This window comes from Carboxylicivirga sp. M1479, from assembly GCF_007097485.1.
GTDB lineage: Bacteria > Bacteroidota > Bacteroidia > Bacteroidales > Marinilabiliaceae > Carboxylicivirga.
In genome coordinates, this window is the sequence record NZ_VKDE01000021.1 from 65,643 (window position 1) to 84,653 (window position 19,011).

9 protein-coding genes are annotated in these 19,011 nt (G+C 38.3%); 5 read left to right on the plus strand and 4 right to left on the minus strand.

Annotation, left to right across the window (positions count from 1 at the left end):
* Position 1: 1 nt before the first annotated feature.
* Positions 2-1,942: a heparin-sulfate lyase HepC gene (hepC, locus tag FNN09_RS13745; RefSeq protein ID WP_185969007.1), complete on the minus strand. Its 1,941-nt coding sequence runs from the start codon at positions 1,940-1,942 to the stop codon at positions 2-4.
* A gap of 9 nt (positions 1,943-1,951) precedes the next feature.
* Positions 1,952-3,124 (minus strand): glycoside hydrolase family 88 protein, encoded by a 1,173-nt coding sequence (locus FNN09_RS13750; RefSeq protein WP_143302949.1) that lies wholly within the window; start codon positions 3,122-3,124, stop codon positions 1,952-1,954.
* A gap of 452 nt (positions 3,125-3,576) precedes the next feature.
* On the opposite strand from FNN09_RS13750, the gene FNN09_RS13755 reads away from it, so the two are divergent.
* From FNN09_RS13755 to FNN09_RS13770, 4 genes are all read left to right on the plus strand, one after another.
* The gene (locus tag FNN09_RS13755) at positions 3,577-6,216 is read left to right on the plus strand and encodes a DUF4962 domain-containing protein (RefSeq protein ID WP_143302950.1); all 2,640 of its coding nucleotides are present in this window, start codon (positions 3,577-3,579) and stop codon (positions 6,214-6,216) included.
* Positions 6,217-6,658: 442 nt separating this feature from the next.
* On the plus strand, positions 6,659-9,871 hold the full coding sequence (locus FNN09_RS13760) for a TonB-dependent receptor (RefSeq protein WP_221932503.1): 3,213 nt from the start codon (positions 6,659-6,661) through the stop codon (positions 9,869-9,871).
* Between the two features lie 19 nt (positions 9,872-9,890).
* Positions 9,891-11,522, plus strand: coding sequence for a RagB/SusD family nutrient uptake outer membrane protein (locus FNN09_RS13765; protein ID WP_143302952.1), 1,632 nt, complete (start codon positions 9,891-9,893; stop codon positions 11,520-11,522).
* Positions 11,523-11,730: 208 nt separating this feature from the next.
* Positions 11,731-15,780, plus strand: coding sequence for a two-component regulator propeller domain-containing protein (locus FNN09_RS13770; protein ID WP_143302953.1), 4,050 nt, complete (start codon positions 11,731-11,733; stop codon positions 15,778-15,780).
* 69 nt (positions 15,781-15,849) lie between these two features.
* Here the strand turns inward: FNN09_RS13770 and FNN09_RS13775 are convergent, their stop codons facing one another.
* Both FNN09_RS13775 and FNN09_RS21480 read right to left on the minus strand, forming a co-directional pair.
* Complete coding sequence (locus FNN09_RS13775; RefSeq protein WP_143302954.1) at positions 15,850-17,433, minus strand: sulfatase; 1,584 nt, start codon at positions 17,431-17,433, stop codon at positions 15,850-15,852.
* A gap of 95 nt (positions 17,434-17,528) precedes the next feature.
* Entirely contained in the window at positions 17,529-17,663 is a 135-nt protein-coding gene (locus FNN09_RS21480) for a hypothetical protein (RefSeq protein WP_255434120.1), read from the minus strand.
* Positions 17,664-17,775: 112 nt separating this feature from the next.
* Here FNN09_RS21480 and FNN09_RS13780 point away from each other — a divergent pair, with 112 nt between their 5' ends.
* Positions 17,776-18,738 (plus strand): ROK family protein, encoded by a 963-nt coding sequence (locus FNN09_RS13780; protein ID WP_143302955.1) that lies wholly within the window; start codon positions 17,776-17,778, stop codon positions 18,736-18,738.
* The last annotated feature ends 273 nt before the right edge of the window (positions 18,739-19,011 follow it).

Below are 19,011 nucleotides of genomic sequence, written 5' to 3' on the forward strand. Positions count from 1 at the left end.
CTTAATTTTCTAACAGGTGTTTCTGCTTATTTACAATTACCTCTACTTGCTGACTCCCATCTGTTGCGCTGGTAAAAACAGCTTTTACTTTAGGTGGTTTTTGTCCAGTAAAAGGATATATAACCGTTATGTATTGTGTATTTGATGTGTCAGTTTTTGACTGCTGAAATGCGAAAGCTGGTCGTTTGAGTTCCCTACGATAAGCATAGGATACTTTTCCTTCTTCTTCGAGCATCGTTACAGGCGCATTAGCAAAACATTGAATCAGCAGGTTGTTATCATCCCTAAATGTTGTGTAAGCTCTTTTGTTTGCAACATCAACTACAGCATCTCCCTCAACAAGTTGATAATGTAAATCAATTTGACCGCTAGCTGGTCCAATAGCCTTATCTACAATTACAAAAAATGATTGATCGATAAAATAGACTGTTCGTTGATGCGTTAACCCCTCGTAACTGGGGTTCTCATACACCAGTTTATCCAACTCAGGAGAAGTCATCCAGTCGATTAACTGGGCATCAACAAATAGATCTTCATTGTTTAGGGTGAGCGTTTGGTGCACTTTACTTTGACGATACCAATTACGCATCTTCATAATTTCATCATCACCGCCATACACATAACAACCTGCATCAGGCATAAAATTGCGACCATTAACCCACAGTTCAAAAGTGCCATTATCGGGCTGACTGTGCCAAAAAGCCGGAGGTGATGCTTTTAATATCATAGCCGTTGATTTCTTGTCCCAACCGTTTCGGAAAGTATAAAAACCTCCATATTTTAATGCCTTTGACAGATATTCAGGTGCATGCCCCTCTTTGCCTTCGGTAGCATAATAACGGATCACGTCATTTTCAGGAAATACCTTTGTCCATGCCTTATAATTTTTCAGCATGTTCTTTTTCGATTCCTTCTTAGCATCGCTAAACATTGGATAGCTATGATCAGGGAATGAGGTATTAATGGTAGCCATAATCATACTTTCCACCGCTTGCGCATAACTAGCTGGAAATTCATCAGCCATATTACTCAACTGCGCCATGTAGTAGGCTTTTAAAAAAATGTTGATAGCGGCCACATGGTAATTCAACGACAATTCATACTGCAAACCATCTGGATACACTTGTTTAGCAATTTCGGTATTGAGAATGTCAATCCCTTCTTTTCGCCATACTGATGCCTGTTTAAATTCAGGAAAAAAACCACCTGCATAGATTATGCGCTGGGCCTCAAACAACAAGTGATTGCCTCTATCGGAATACTTTTCGCGAATCCTTTCGGCATGCGTATGATAGTTGATTAGAAACTCAATCAAAAAATCATCTGTAAAATGAGGAGAGTCTATGAAATAATTGAAAAGGTTTGTTTGGTCTTGTACTCTACGCGCCGTTTCTAGCTGGCGCCAAGCAAATCGATCGTTTTCCTTAGACAAGCCCCTTGGGTTATCTTTTATCCAATCGCGCATTTGCCACACCCATTCAGCGGAATACCTTTCATCTCCTGTTGACCAATACACCTGTCCCATTGGAATCCACCAATACATACGATGAAGCTGCCATCGTACTTCATTATCTTTTACAGGCCAATATTGCCAATTAATGGTATCTCCATAATCAAAATAACCATATCCCTTATGCACAAAAAACTGATGATCCATACCCTTATCAGCCTTTTCAAACGTTGAAGCACTAGGCTTTTTTTGGCTTTCACGATCTGTTCTGTTTACTTCGGGGTGTTGGATAACTAAACGATGACGATAGTAAGCCAATAAGGCTTCTTGCGCCAATTTAAAATCGTTATTCCCAACATGCTTTTTCACCGCTTCGAGACCTGGGTAATTGAGGTTGAGCAATTCAAAAGCATCTTTTGCTTTTTGTGCCTCACCGATAAAAGGAAACACAGCAACAAGAAATATGAATAATAGTCGTTTTAATTTAAGCATAATGTCAGCTTACTTTATCATCGATTTATAACGCAATAAAGCCTCTAGGTAATAGTAGTCGGCATAATTAATTGGCGTGTTTACCTCCGAGTTATTAGGTAAAGCACCCACGCTGTGCCTAAGCACGAATAAACCGTTGTTTCCAACTTCTGCCAAATAATCAGACGATGACAAACTTTTTAATACATCCTCGGCATAACTAAAATACTTTTGACCATCGTTAGTATACTCCGATAGCTCCAATAGTGCACATGCCGTAACAGCAGCGGCAGAAGCATCTCGCGGTGCATCTGGGATATTAATGGCGTTATAGTCCCAGTAGGGTACTTTATCAGCTGGCATTGTTTCTAAGTTCATAATAAACTTTGCAATATTTTGTGCCATCTCCAGATAAGCAGGATCCTTGGTGAAACGGTACATCATCGTATATCCGTACACACCCCAGGCCTGCCCCCGCGCCCATGCTGACTCATGCGAGTAACCCTGATGTGTTTGTTTTTCAATCGCCTTACCAGTAACGGTATCGTAACTTACCACATGATAGGAACTGTAATCGTCTCTAAAATGATTCGCCATTGTTTTATTGGCATGCGAAGTGGCAATATTTGCGTACAATTGATTGTTGGTACTATTGGCAGTCCACATTAAATATTCTAAATTCATCATGTTATCAACAATCACCGGATATTGCCACGTACCAAAATCCCACGAGCGAATACATCCTACGTTTTCATTATAACGTGAGATCAATGACTCAGCTCCGTGTAATAATACATCCTTGTAAGTTTCATTTTGCGTTATCCGATAGGCATTACCATAAGAGCAGTAAAGCATAAAACCTAAATCGTGTGTATGTTTAATGTATTTTACTGAATCTAAAGCCTTGGTGTAGTTGGCCGCTTGCTCTTTTAAAGATTCATTACCGCTAAGCTCGTAGGCATACCATAATGTACCCGGGAAAAAACCAACTGTCCAATCTTGAAGGTGACACAAACGTACTTCCCCATTAGGGTACACCGATCGAGGGTTATGTTCAGGTGTATACTTTTCTGCAGCCAGCACAAGTTGTTGTTCAGCTGTATCAATGGCTTTATCGAGCCAGTTTTGTTTTGGTTGCTGACAGGCCATTAGTAATCCTGCAGTTAATAGAGTAATTGATAATTTTGATAATGCGTGTTTCATATGTTTGTTTTTTTCTTTCGTTACAATTGCAATTACATTAATCATATCTATAATAAGTGATACTCGTAATGTTGCTTGGTTAATGTTTCTATTATTTATCCAATACAAACATATTACAGAAGAATCACCTTGTGCTTTGCTATTATCCATAAGCTTTTTACATATGATTAGCTGCTTTTATTTTGGTTGAAAAACCTTTTGTTCTTGTTGAATAACAAGTTCTACAAAATCGCACAAGCGGCCCTTAAACACTGATTAGCAAGGCTTTTATCACAAACAAACACTATGCATTATACTTTTCATCAATGACAATTTATTTGGTCTCGGAAATAATAGACAGGAATGAGAAGAGATCATAAATTCAACCGAATTAAAGGAGAAGTATTAATTCAGAAATTTACCGTCCAAAAGAAATCCATAATTTGCACATCTAATTTTAAGTGCACTGAAAAATGAATCTAATGAAAATCCGTTACAGCCTTTTCGCAAGTATAGCTCTCCTCCTATCCATAACATGCTGGGCTCAGGATGCACGTCAGTATATCACTAAAAACGAATTAATGCCTCTAATGAGAATGGAGCCTTCACCCCAAAGTGGTCAAATAGACCTCAACGCTCCATGGCTTTATTGGGCTCCGGTTGTAGCCAGCAAATCTGGACATAACAGCTATCGCTTTGATCCAAACTACCTTTATCAATGCCGGATCTCTAGAGACTCCACTTTTCAAGATGCTACAACTATTACATCGCCAGTAAAAGAATGGACTCTTTTTAATCCGCATACGAAACTAGATGCAGGAAAATGGTATTGGCAATATGCCAACATTCACAAAACCAATGGTAAGCGGACCTGGTCTCAAATTATTGCTTTTGATGTCAAAGGCAACGAACGTGAATTTGTGATTCCTTCGTTCCAATCATTAAAAAACAAAATCGGCAACCAACACCCGCGTATATACTGTTCTCCAGAGCAGATCGGCTACTTTGACATGAGCGCACCTGGTTTGAAATCTTTTTTAGCCAAAGCCGAAAAGCTAATTGGCAAAACATTGCCTCCAACGCTGGTATATGACAATGAGAAAGTGCTCGACGAGAAAAAAAAGAAACTAAGCGATAAGGATTACCACCGCTTTTTAGGGAAAAGGACAAAAGAAAAATATCGTAGTCATGCCCGTTTGTTTGATAGTGTGATCAAAGCCTGGTTACTCACAGGTGACCAACGTTATCAGCAGGAAGCAATGCGACGCTATGCCTACTTGAAACTACAATACAGTCTTATAATTGATGCAGGGGCCTATAACGATTTTACAGAAGGTTTTTACATTAACATCACCACCCAAATGTTTGACGTTTTTTACGATCACTTGAGTGCTGATGTGCGGCAGGAAATCATCTCTTATCTGAGTGAAAAGCAAGAGGAATCATACCATCACATACTGCACCGAGGAGAGGTTTTTGCCATTGACAATCATTTATGGCAACACCATTTTCGCCATTTTTTTATGACTAGCCTGGCCTTAATAAACCATACCCCCGAAGCCGACAAGTGGTTATGGTATGTTTATGAAGTGTGGTCGATGCGTGCACCGGTAGGTAGTCGTAACGATGGTGGATGGGTACCAGACAATGGTTACTTCTCGGCCAATACGGAATCGCTAATTGCCTTTCCAGTAATATTAAGTCGCTTAACTGGCGTCAACTATTTTAATCACCCTTGGTATCAAAACTCGCCTCGATATATGTTTTATACTTCACCTGTTGGCCATGTAGCTGGAGGTTTTGGCGATTTAGCTGATATAAAGTCTGAGAATAATTTAAGCTACATAAGGGCTCTATCTGCCGTAACTAATGACAGCTATGGACAATATTACTCGCAACTAGCCCAAAAGTCAGGAAGCAAAACCTCAACACTGGATTTACTATCATTAGCTGATGATGGTAACCTTTATTGGTTTGCCATGCAAATGGCCAACTCGAATAAGAGTATAGACACACCCCAAGTTGGCAGGGCAGCTTGTTTTGAGGATGTTGGCATGGTTACTATGCATTCAAACATCAAAAATACCGATGAAAACTTAATGCTTGCCTTTCGCTCATCGCCTTACGGACTTACTGGACACGCTCACGCCAGTCAAAATGCATTCAACATACAGTACGGTGGTCAAGCACTATTCTTTAAAACAGGATACTACTCTAGTTTTGTTGATCCCCATTCTACACTGAGCTATCGACATACCAGATCGCACAACTCTATTTTAGCCAATGGTATTGGTCAAACCATGACACCGTCATCGTTTGGCTGGATCGCACGATTTGCTACAGGTGAAAACTATTCATATGCTTTGGGTGATGCCTCAAATGCATACTCAGGCCAATTATTACGCGACTTTTTTGTAGAGCAGTTTCAGAAATGGGATATTGAAATAACAGAAGAAAATGGTTTTGGTCATCCTGGTGTTACTACATTCCGAAGACACATTAGCCTGTTGGATGATAACATTATTGTTATTTACGATGAGCTGGAAGCGAAGGAGCCAGTAGAGTGGTCATGGCTTTTGAATGGGCGTGATATTATTCAACAAGATGACAATACATTCTTTACTGAAAACAAAACAGGCAAAGGTCTATGTCATTTATTTAGTAAAGAGAATTTGAAGTTTTCGGTGACCGATACTTTTTTTTCTCCTGCTAACGACTGGCTGGGTAATGGTGCAAAAAGAGGTATTGAATTTAAAAATCATTGGCATGGAGTAGCCCAAACTGATATATGTAACAAAACGAGATACCTGGCCATTATTCAGGTGGGGCCAAAATCGCAAGGCTTCGATGAATTAGAAGTGACAAAAAGTGGCTCCATCCAAGTTAATGGCTGGAGTATTCAGGCTGAGTTGGATAGCAGTAAACCCGCAGAATTATTATTGCAAAAAAGCAATGAAAGTTGCATTAGTTTTGGCGATAAGGACTTAGTATTTAATGGCAAAAATTATCAGCGTAAAATCAAAGGAAGTACATTAATACTAGAAAACGACAATAAAGAAATTAGTGTGAAAGAATTAATTGATAATCTGCCTAGTGTGGCTGTTTATTACTAACCTGAATTCGATTTCTAAATGGTCTTTCCAAGCTCCTTGAAGATGCCTCTAAATCATTCAGCGACACTTCCAAGCCCTTCGGCAATGTCTCTGTATCGTTCAAAGATACGGTTTGGTATATTATGATTTCACTACTGAATAGAATGCCTACTCACACTTATGTACAATTTTGCCACAACACGATTAAATATGATACTTGCTCTTCGAAAAAAAACAATTTCTTTGCACAACATTTTTTAACCGACCAATTGGTCCATATCTGTTGTAAAGCAGGAATTAGACCATATTAAAAATGTTTTCAACAAAATTGACAGCCTTTTAATGAACTCTTAGGGTGAATTGGATATTAGCAAAGTGCTAAGCTTTTGACTAAGGGTATTTTTGGATGTAATTTTTAATTCAACGTTTTATGAAAAAAATCACTGTTCAAATTTTATTTCTAATGATAGGACTTTTGTGGTCGGCTAACACCATAGCGCAACAAAAGTCAGTCAGAGGAACCGTAATGGATGAACTCGGCGATAAAATACCAGGTGTTAATGTAATAATTAAAGGCACTAGTACAGGAACTATCACCGATATCAATGGAGAATATACCATCACCATAAACAATGCATCGCAAGATGTTTTATTGTATTCTTTTATTGGTTTCGATGACCAGGAAGTGGTAGTTGGAAATCAGGAGTTGATAAATGTAATTCTGAAAACAGAATTTACCCAGTTAGATGAAGTAGTAGCCATTGGTTACGGAGGCATGAAGAAAAAAGATTTAACCGGAGCCATTGCATCGGTTAATGTTGTAGATATGGAAAAAATGCCTGTTGCCAATGTAGCTCAAGCCATGGCAGGCCGTGTTGCTGGTGTACAAATAACAACTTCGGAGGGAGAACCAGGTGCAGGCATAGCCATTCGAATTCGTGGAGGAGGTTCTATCACTCAAAGTAACGAACCGCTATACGTGATTGATGGATTTCCTTCTGAAGATGGTTTATCAGCTTTAGATCCATCCGATATTGAATCTATAGACATTCTTAAAGATGCTTCTTCAACAGCCATTTATGGTGCTCGAGGTGCCAACGGTGTAGTAGTGGTAACAACAAAAGGTGGTACAGTTAGAAAAACAACTGTTAACTTCGATGCTTATTATGGTATTAAGCAGTTAAGCAAGCGCTTAGACGTTATGAATCCATACGATTTTGTTAAGATGGACTACGAACGTGAAACCTTAGGTCAACCTTTTACAGGTGATTTGGATGAAGAGGGCAACCCAGAACTTACCGAGGCTTATAAAACACATGCCAACAATTATGGTTTATGGGAACAGCACGATGATTTATATACTAATCGCCCAGGTGTTGACTGGCAGGATGAAACCCTAGGAGACAATGCTTATATTCAAAATTACAAGGTAAGCGTAAATGGAGGTACTAAATCAGTGCGCTACAATCTGGCCTATTCGCATTTCGACGATGAAGGTATTATGGTAGCCAGTGGATTTAAACGTGATAACGCCAAATTGAAATTAGATCTAACACCTAATGATCGCTTGGAAATATCAACCAACATTAACTATACCAAGCAGGAGAAGTACGGTAATGGTACCTCATCAGGTAATGATAAGTTTAATCGTTTATCACATATTATACAATATCGTCCTACCATTGGAATAAAAGGAGAAGACGAAGATTTGATTAACATGGATGAAGATCCGATTCTGGAAAATGATGATGGAAATGTAATGCAAAACCCAATTGCATCGGCTTATGCTGAGCATCGCTCCTACCAACGCAAGGTATTAGCAATGAACGCTAGTATGCAATACGAAATTCTACCCAACTTATTTGCAAAAATAAGTGGTGGTCTCCGCGATGAAAACCGACGTACTGAAATATTCGATGGTTCACGATCAATAACTGCCCGACGCAACAGCATACAAGGTTCCTTACGTAACGATGAAATAATGTCGTTCAACAACATTAACCTGTTGATGTATAAGACAAAAATTAATAAGCATAAGATTGACTTAACAGCGGGTAACGAAAATAACTACCGCGAAGGTCGATGGTTTCGTGCAGGAGCCTCAGGTTTTCCGAATGATGACATTGGCTTGGCCGACTTATCATTAGGAGCGACACCTGATATACCAGCTTCTTACGAATACGATGCCACCTTAATATCATTTTTCGGACGTGCTTTTTATAGTTATAAGCAACGTTACTTAATGACCGTTACTTACCGCGCCGATGGCTCCTCAAAGTTTGGTGCCGATAACAAATGGGGATACTTTCCGGCAGCATCGGTTGCCTGGAGGGCTAACGAAGAAGCCTTTATTAAAGATTTAAATGTGTTCTCAAACCTAAAACTACGTTTGGGTTATGGTAAGGCGGGTAATAACAGAATAGGTGATTACAATTCTCTATCAACACTTAGTGGAGTTACCTACCCATTAAATGGCACTGCAGTTATTGGTGTTCAACCTGACCGTTTGGCCAATCCTAATCTGAAATGGGAAACTACTACTACATTAAATTTTGGTTTAGAGATGGGCTTCTTTAACCAACGGATACAGCTCACCAGTGAATTTTACCAAAACAAGGTGTCAGACTTATTGCTGAATGCAACCATTCCTTACTCATCAGGCTATGCTAATCGTGTAATGAATATTGGCGCAACAGAAAATCGTGGTATGGAATTTATTTTGTCCACCGTTAATGTTCAAACTCAAAATTTCACATGGACAAGTGACTTTAACATCTCATTTAATAAAAATAAGGTGACATCATTAGTGGGAGATCAGGAGTTCTTCTTATACGATTCTGGTTGGAACTCTAACATTACCGGCGATTACATTGTTAAAGTAGGCGATCCAGTAGGTCAAATGTTTGGATGGGAAACAGAAGGTATTTATGGTGTAAACGATTTTGAATACGATGCTAACAATGGCACTTATACCTTAAAAGAAGGCATTGCTGATGATCCTAATAACCCGGCTCAACCCGGAAGTTGGAAGTATAAAGATATAGCTGGTGCTTTTGATGAAAATGGTAATCCAATACCTGACGGCGTTATTGATACCAATGACAGGAAAGTAATTGGTAATGCTAATCCTGTTCATTATGGCGGTTTAACCAATACATTCTCATACAAAAACATTGATTTAAGTGTTTTTCTAAACTGGTCATGGGGTAACGACGTTTACAATGCCAGTAAACTATTTTATTCAGGAGGTGACCGAAGCAATAAAAATGCATTAGCAGTTGTCAATAACCGCTGGACCGACATTGATGAGAATGGCCTGGCCGTTACCGACCCTACCTTGTTGGCAGAAATGAACGAGGGAGCAGATGTAGCACGAATAGATGAGTTGAACCTGAATGGTATGAGACCACATTCTTGGGCCATTGAAGACGCTTCCTTTTTACGAATAAGCAATATTTCATTGGGCTATAATTTGCCCAAAAGATGGTTGCAAAAAGTAAAGGTCAATAGATGTAGAGTGTACTTTACTTCCAATAACTTATACACTTTCACGAACTATACCGGATTTGACCCTGAGGTAAGTACAAAAAATGGTAGCGGTATCACACCTGGTGTTGACTTTGGTGCTTACCCACGTAACAAGTCGTATGTATTTGGTATGAACCTAAGTTTTTAATCATTAACAATTCTGAGAAATGCAAAATATAAAAAGTTCATATATAGCGCTCCTTATAGTCGTGCTAGCAGCCTTTAACTCATCGTGTGAAGATGCCCTGCGTGAAGAACCACGTTCCTTTTACTCGAGCAACACATTTTTTGAAAGCATTGAGCAAGCCAACATGGCGGTGATTGGAGTTTATGATTTATTAGGAACTACGAACCTATACGGACAAGTGGTTTCAACCATTTTTCCATGCGATACGGATATTTCACAAATTCGTGGAACTGGAGATGATGGGAGTAAGCGAACGGTAGGACATTACACATTTCACCCCTCTATTGCAATGTTTGAAAGAGCCTGGCGCGATTACTATTTTGTTATCGAACGTGCCAACTATGCCATTGATGGTATTAGTAAAATGAAGATGTTAACCAATGGAACGGAAGAAGAAAAACGTGCTCTGGAACAACACATTGGTGAAGCTAAGTTTCTAAGAGCATTGGTTTATTTTGACTTGGTGCGAATGTGGGGTGATGTTCCTTTTAAAACAGCACCAACATCTGCCAATGAAGACCTTAACCAAACCCGAACAAATCGATTAGTTATATACGATCAAATCATTTCCGATTTAGAGTATGCAAAGGCCAAACTTCCCTGGGCCTCAGAAAAAGCACTTGATGAACGTGTGAGCCAGGGAGCTGCTCGAGGTTATCTGGTACGCGTTCTGATGGGCAGAGCAGGCTATTCATTACAACTCGATGGAAACATCACTCGACCAGACGACTATTTGGATTACTTTAAAAGAGCTGCCTTGGAAGCTGACACAATTATTAAATCAAATGAGCACCTGCTTAATATCGATTACGAACAGGTATTTCGCAACTATGCTCAAGGTACAATAGAACCAATGGAAAGCATGTTTGAGATTGCTTTTTCACCTATGGGTATCAATGCTGAAAACGGAGGTTTTATTTCAACTTACATTGGCCCTAAAACAAGTGCCGAAAGTAGTTATGGCCGTGCCAACGCTTTTATTAATGCAATGTGGGCTTTTTACGATTCTTACTCTCTTGACGATGCACGTCGCCAAGTGGCAATTGCTGATTATGAAGTAAAGGCCGACGATACCCGTAAATACTATACTAAAAGCAGTGATAAGAAGAAGATTTTCCCAGGGAAATGGCGCCGCGAATGGAATGCCAGTGCACCAGAATATACCAATGACACAGATGTTAACTGGGTATTATTGCGCTATTCCGACGTATTATTAATGTACGCTGAAGCGATTAATGAGTGTCGAAATGATTTACCAGGAGAATTAGCAATGTCAGATGCATTTGAGGCCATTCGCTTGGTGCGCCAGCGTGTAGATCTCGATCCTTGGGATTCATCTACCACACAAAACGATTTCAGAGACAATATAATCAAAGAAAGAGCCTGGGAGCTTTGTTATGAAGGATGGCGTAAATGGGATTTAATACGTTGGAATATTATGGACGAAAAAATTCAGGAGGCAGCAGCGGCTGCAATCGATGTTCATAGTAAATACCCATATCCTGCAGCAGAAAACTTTGTTGATGGTAAGCACCAGCTTTATCCAATACCGCAAAGAGAAATGGACGTAAATACAGGTTTAGGACAGCAAAACCCGGGCTATGGTTCGTAGTAGTTTTAGTATTGAGTTTTATAGGTTTTAGAATGAAGAAGAGGAGAATGCCCGATGGGTATTCTCCTTTTGTGTTCATAAATCTTATATTAAAATCAATATTTCATCCATCAAAGATCTGAGCAAATCAATGGTGCTGAATTAGAACAAAATGATTAAAAGAGCGTAACAGCAATTATATTTGAAAGATCTAACAAATAAGGGAAAAATGAATAACAGAAAATGGTGGAGCCTGCTAATTTGTTGGCTAATGGTGGTCGTGGTCATCAAAGCCAATGACCGTACGATACTATTCAAAAACATCAGTAATAAGGATGGTCTTTCGCACAGTACCGTATTTTCAATCGTACAAGATTCAACAGGTTACATCTGGATGGCAACTCAAGATGGCCTTAATCGTTACGATGGTTATGAGTTTAAAGTTTACAGAGGCGATGAAAAGCATTCTTCAGTCACATCAAATTACATTCGCTCACTTTTTGTTGACAAAGATGGATGGGTATGGATTGGTGGCAATAACGGCGTTAGTAAATACAACGAGAAAACAGAACAATTCATCAACTACCCACTCTTTCAGCAAAAACAAGGACGTTATATAACCAGTATTGTTCAAAGTCAATCGGGCGATTTGTGGGCGGCCTCATACAGTGGAAAGCTCTTCAGGTATACTAAAAGCCATGATAAATTTGAAGAACTCCGTTTGTTATGGCCTGATCAAAACATTGGCGCCAAAATCAGCACTATTTTTGCCAATGATAATACAGTACTCATTGGCACCGAAAATGGGCTATTCTCACTTAATGAGCACGACTTAACATTAAGCTCGCTCGATATAGACACAAATAAATCACCCATTAGAGCAATTGTGCAAGACACTGATGGCTCATACTGGCTAGGAAGCGAAGGTGAGGGAGTGTTTCATGTAGCATCTGATTTTAGCCTGTTACAGCAGTTTAAGCATAGTATTAACAACGATAATAGCCTTTGTAATAACAACGTTCGTTCTCTTTGCTTTGACGATAAGGGACACTTATGGATTGGAACATTTGTGGGCTTAAGCATATTTGATAATCAGGCAGGTAACTTCTCAAATTATATGGAAGAGTTTGATAGATCCTATTCCTTAAGTCAAAATTCAGTACGTTCCATTTATAAGGACGCTGATGGAGGCATGTGGTTAGGGACTTTCTTTGGTGGTGTTGATTATTTTCATCCATCAAATATCAAATTCGATATTCTTAACCAAAATGGTGGTCAACTATCGCTAAGTGATAATGTTGTAAGTGCCATTAAGGAAGATGAAATAGGTAATTTTTGGATCCTAACCAACGATGATGGTTTAAACTACTGGGATCGTTCAGAAAATAAAATCACAGTTATTAGGCACAATGAAAAAGATCTTAATTCACTTAGCACTAACAATCTGAAATCAATAGAGTATGGCAGTGATGGCAAATTACTTATTGGCACACACAATGCAGGTCTTAATTACTATGATACTCATTCAAAAAAGAACATCGTATTCAGGGCACAAGGCAAAGTGGGAGATATTTCAGATGATAATATTTATGCACTATTAAAAGACCGGAATAATCAAATTTGGGTTGGTACCTGGAAAGGCTTAAATCTATTTAATGAGAAAACACAAACCTTCACTCCCTTTCATATTGATAGTAATGGCCAACGATTAACATCGGACCAGATATCGTACTTGTTTGAAGATAGCAGAGGACGTATATGGATCGGCACCTTCGAAGGGGTTAATATATTTTATCCTGAACGCAATTCATTTGAGTCTTTTTTTGCGACAGCAAATAATAAAATGAGTTTGCCAGGCAATGAAATTACCTGCGTTTATGAAGATAACAAAGGACGTATATGGATTGGCACACGAAGTGGCTTGTGTGTATTTGACGAAATAGAGCGTAACTTCATCAGTATAAACGATGGTTTACCCAATCATTTTGTTTACGGTATACTCGAAGACGATAAAGGTTTACTCTGGATATCGACAAATGGCGGATTAGCTTGCTACAACCCAACAAACAAACGCTTTATCAACTACAACAAAAACGATGGTATACAAGATACCCAGTTTAATAATTACTCCTTTTGTAAAGCATCAACAGGTGAATTACTGTTTGGAGGCATCAATGGTATTACACTTTTCAACCCTATAAACATTCAGGAGACTCAATTTAACAATGAGGTAATTTTTACTGAGTTTAGCTTGTTCAACCAAACCATAAAACCTGGCGAAAACCCCCAGTTATTAAAACATAGCCTTAACCATACCCAGGAATTAAATTTAAATCACAACCAAAATGTATTTACAATTGGCTTTACAGCAATTAATTATATCGATGCCAATAAAATAAGCTATCAGTTTAGGCTCGAAGGTTATGATGTCGATTGGCGTACCAGTGAAGTGAGTCGACAAGCCTATTATTCAAACATCAAACCTGGCTCATATACATTTAAAGTACGGGCTGTTATTGATGGTGTGGTTGATGACCAATCGTTGTCAAGCATACAAATTAATGTGGCAGCCCCTTGGTGGCTTAATAACTGGGCATTTGCAGCTTATTTCATTGTATTTTTTACTTTGCTTTACACAGCCTATAAGCTATTAAAAGAAAGATTAAAAACCCAGCAACAGTTAAGAGTTGAACGCTTGGAAAAACATAAAATAACCGAGGTCAACCAGATGAAGTTGCAATTCTTTACCAATATATCTCATGAGTTCCGCACACCCTTGACTCTTATTATTTCACCTTTGCAGAAAATAATTGAGCGTAAAGGTGCTGATGAATGGCTTAATAAGCAACACGACACCATCTATCGTAATGCTAAACGCTTACTCACCCTAATCGACCAACTCATGGATTTTCGAAAATCAGAATTAGGTGAGTTACAGTTGAATGTAGCGAAAGATGAATTGGTTGGTTTTATCAATGAAATTTATTTATCCTTTGCCTTGGCTGCCTCTCAAAACAACATCATTTATACATTTGATTCTAAAGAAGAAAAACTACTTTGCTTATTTGATCAGAGCTATATTGAAAAGATTGCCTTTAATTTACTTTCAAATGCTTTCAAATATACGCCTGCCGGTGGTACTATTGGTGTTAGCCTGTATCGTGAAGATAAATGGGTCGTCTTGCAAGTAAAAGATTCAGGCAATGGCATACCAAGCGAAAAGCTATCGATGATATTCGAGCGCTTTTATCGCATTGATGAGAACAGTTCTAAACCAGGTTCTGGCATTGGCTTAGCATTAACAAAACGACTGGTGGAATTGCACCATGGACATATTAGCGCATCAGGTGAAGAAGGCAAAGGTTCTGTTTTTACAGTACGTATCCCCATTGATGATAGTTACTATTTATTGGATAATGTACAAGAACAGAATGAAGCAAAAGAGATACAACACCACGCTCCTGAATTAAGTTTTGACGAAGCTACTGCAATAAGTGAGGAAAAAGAAGATAAAAAAACAGAAACAATTTTATTGGTTGAAGATAACAAAGATATCGTCGAGTATTTAAAAGATAACCTACAAGTTCATTACAATATATTAACCGCATTTAACGGCAAAGAAGCCTTAGGATTTATTTATACAGAGGAACCCGATTTAATTGTTTCGGATGTTATGATGCCTGAGATGGATGGTTTAAGTTTTTGTAAAACGATTAAGCAAAATGTTAAAACTTGCCATATCCCATTGATTTTGGTAACGGCTAAAACTTCAGTTGACGATCAGATAAAAGGGCATCAACTTGGAGCTGATGACTATGTGATTAAGCCTTTTGAGATGAATTTACTTGAAGCTAAAATTAAAAACCTCATCAAAACACGCAAGCGTCTCAAAGAGCTATTTTCACAATCGACCAATATAAACCCTGAATCCATTGCTTTTAATAATCTGGACAAAGAACTTTTGGATAAAGCCTTAGAAATTGTTGAGAAACACCTGCAAGATGCCGATTTCTCTGTGGACCTATTTGCGCGTGAGATGGGTATGAGTCGTTCAAACCTACATCTCAAAATCAAAGCCATTACAGGTGCATCGGCAACAGATTTTATTAAAAAAGTACGATTTAATAAAGCCTTAGAATTATTAGAAGAAAACCGATACTCTGTGGCTGAAGTGAGCTATATGGTAGGTTTTAATTCTCCATCTTACTTTTCAACCAGCTTTAAAAAATACTTTGATTATTTACCAACTGAACACTTGGAGAAAATACGCAACCGATAAAGATTAGGTCTTGCATTATTATTTACCGAATGAAGATGCAACACCTAAAAAACACTGAATGAATATGACTTAGCGTAGCCAAGATGGCATATTATCATTTAGCTGCCATTCATCAAGTGTTTTTTCTAACTCATCACCAGTCCAGCTTTTGCTCCCAACTGGCAAAGCCACCTTCTTTGGCAAATGTTTACGATGCCAATCAATTTGTTGTGCATAGGCTTGATTATTGATAAGGTTAGTGTATTCACACTTATCTATTGAATGATCATAAAACTCTTCACTTCCATCGCGATATTGAATATAACGGAACCGCTCACTGCGAACCGCATAATTTTTATATCTCCATGAGATTAAAACAGGTTCCTCACGCTTTTGTGAAGGATTATCTAATAAAGTGATTAAACTTTCTCCATCCAGATGACTTGCTTTGGTGTATCCGCATAAATCCATTAAGGTGGGATAAATATCCAAAAGACTTACAGCTTGTGAACATACACTCCCTTTATTTCTATTATTTGGTGTGGAGATATACAATGGTACCCGCGTTGACTCTTCCCACAAACTCATCTTACGATAGTTTCTTTTTTCACCGAAACTCTGACCATGATCCGACCATAACACGACAATAGTATTTTCAGCATACTCACTGTTTTCCAAGGCATCTAAAACACGTCCAAGCTGATCATCCACAAATGACACACAAGCCAAATATGAATGAACCAAGTGTTTATCATACGCATTACCCATACCCTTAACAGCAGCATAATCTCCCATATTAGTACCATAATTATAGGCAATCGCTTTACCGTAATTAGGTATATCATTCATATCATCATTCTTCAATTCAGGGATTGAAATATTGGCTGTATTATAAAGGTCAAAATAACGACGAGGTGCAGTATAAGGCACATGAGGCCTTACAAAACCAAGCGATAAAAAGAATGGATCGTCATGTCGCTGCTTTAACTTATCGATTGCGTAATCTGCAATTAGCTCGTCATACATTTTACCTTCTGGTATATCTTCTTCATCCAATGGGCCACCGCATAACGAATGTCCAAAAGTAATTTTATCGTTATAATAGCTCTTTAACTGGCTGCCATTTTTAGGAAAAGGATAAAATTTATATCCTTTATAGCCACCTCCCCTTTCGTAATCAATGGCTCGTAATTTTTCTTTATATTCCGGTAAAATATCGTCCCATAGATCGTCTGTTATAAACTCAAAATCAGTAGCTCCTTTATGGAAAATCTTACCTGCGCACCAGGTATTATAACCGTTAGCTTTAAATTTGCTTGGTAACATCTGTCTATCACCCATCACTTCATTATAAGACTGAGCCATCGCATCATGATCTTTGACCAAGGAATACCATCCCGTGCTTGTTGGGTGCATTCCACTCAATAATGAATTTCGTGAAGCAACACACACAGCCATGGATGCATGGGCGTTAGTAAATGTCGTACCCATCTGCGCTAATCGATCTAAATTTGGCGTAATAGCCTGAGGGTGTCCACCCAAACTACTTGTCCAATCATTTAAATCATCTATAGCTATAAACAACACATTGGGTTGTTTAACCATTGTTGGTTGCTGACATGCTTGATGAATAAGTAGCAGCAAAAGGCAAAATAAATTAACAGTTCTCTTCATCGTTATTTGATATGATTTTATGCGATAGTAAAGAAATAAAATCGTAACCTAAAGACGGTTCGGTTTTGTCCAAAAGTATATCAATTCAGTTCACTTTAATAAATGGCAACACCCATCAATAAAATTATATTTTTAGTGTCTGTACCTTGATAAACTTCGCTAAATTCAACATTTCTAATAGCTTTTTCAACCATTTTTAAAGCTACAAAACTCCACTGATTCAGTCTCAACACACCCCCTTTTATCTTTGCATTAATAGATTATAAACAAACAAATGTTATTAATAAATCAAAGGTGAGTCTCAAAAAACGATGCTCGAATTATAATTAAACTTTAGGGAATATGAATTACGCAATTGGCATAGATTTAGGAGGAACAAACATTAAATATGCCTTGGTGGCTGACGATGGAACAATTGTAAATGAAGCAATCAAACCAACTCAATCAAGCCAAGGGCGCGATGTGGTAATAACGAACATTATAGCTTGCGCCAAGGAGCTTATACAATATGCTGAAATTAATAACCTTTCACTACAAGGTATTGGACTAGGTACACCTGGTATAATCGATAATGGATTAGTATTGGGGGGAGCTGAAAACCTACCAGAATGGGAGAGCCTTCCTTTAGGAGGCTTATTAAAAAAGCAGTTATCGATGCCCGTATTTGTTGAGAATGATGCTAACATGATGGGCTTAGCTGAAGTGCGTTTTGGTGCGGCAGATAATGTAGATGATGCCGTCTTTTTAACGATTGGAACGGGTGTAGGCGGCGCGCTAGTATTGAATGGGAAACTCTATGGTGGACATCGTAACCGTGGAGCAGAACTGGGTCACATTATAATTAACCCTCAAGGTGAAGAATGTGATTGTGGAACTAATGGTTGCCTGGAAGCACATGCGTCTGTTACTTCATTAATCAGAGATTATAAGCATTTCTGTAATGCGGAGGGCAGAGTATTCCCAGAAAAGGTGGATGGATTACACATTGTTCAAATGTATAAAAAAGGTGAAAAATCTGCTGAGCAAGCGCTTAACTTGCACATAGATTATTTAGCCAAAGGAATCGCAAGCTTTATCAATGTTTTTAGCCCTCAAAAAGTTATTGTTGGTGGTGGTTTATCCGATGCTGGAGAATTCTACATTACAAAGGTCAGAAACAAAGCTCTAAAATTATGCATGAAAGAAACAAGTATATTCACCCAGGTTGAAACTGCCAATTTAGGTAATAAGGCTGGTTTTATTGGGGCGGCAGCTTTGGTGTTTGACAGAGTGAAACAAATGGAATCCCAAACTGCTATTATTTAAAAAGCTACAAAACTTATAGTACAATGAAACAACCATGTAAATTTAATTATCTAAATCTTTACACAGGAGGATAAAAAAAACTTGAGAGTTCCATCTGACAAATGAAAATAAATTTAAACAAATCGTTAGTTTGTGGAATACCTAAATATGAGAAAACCAATTAGGAGTCAAACGTGATTTTTAACTTAGGCAAAAAGCTCCATCTGCTGCATTAACTTTAATAAACAGATAGATAAAATCTAAGTTTCATATTAAGCACAGCAGATTATTGAG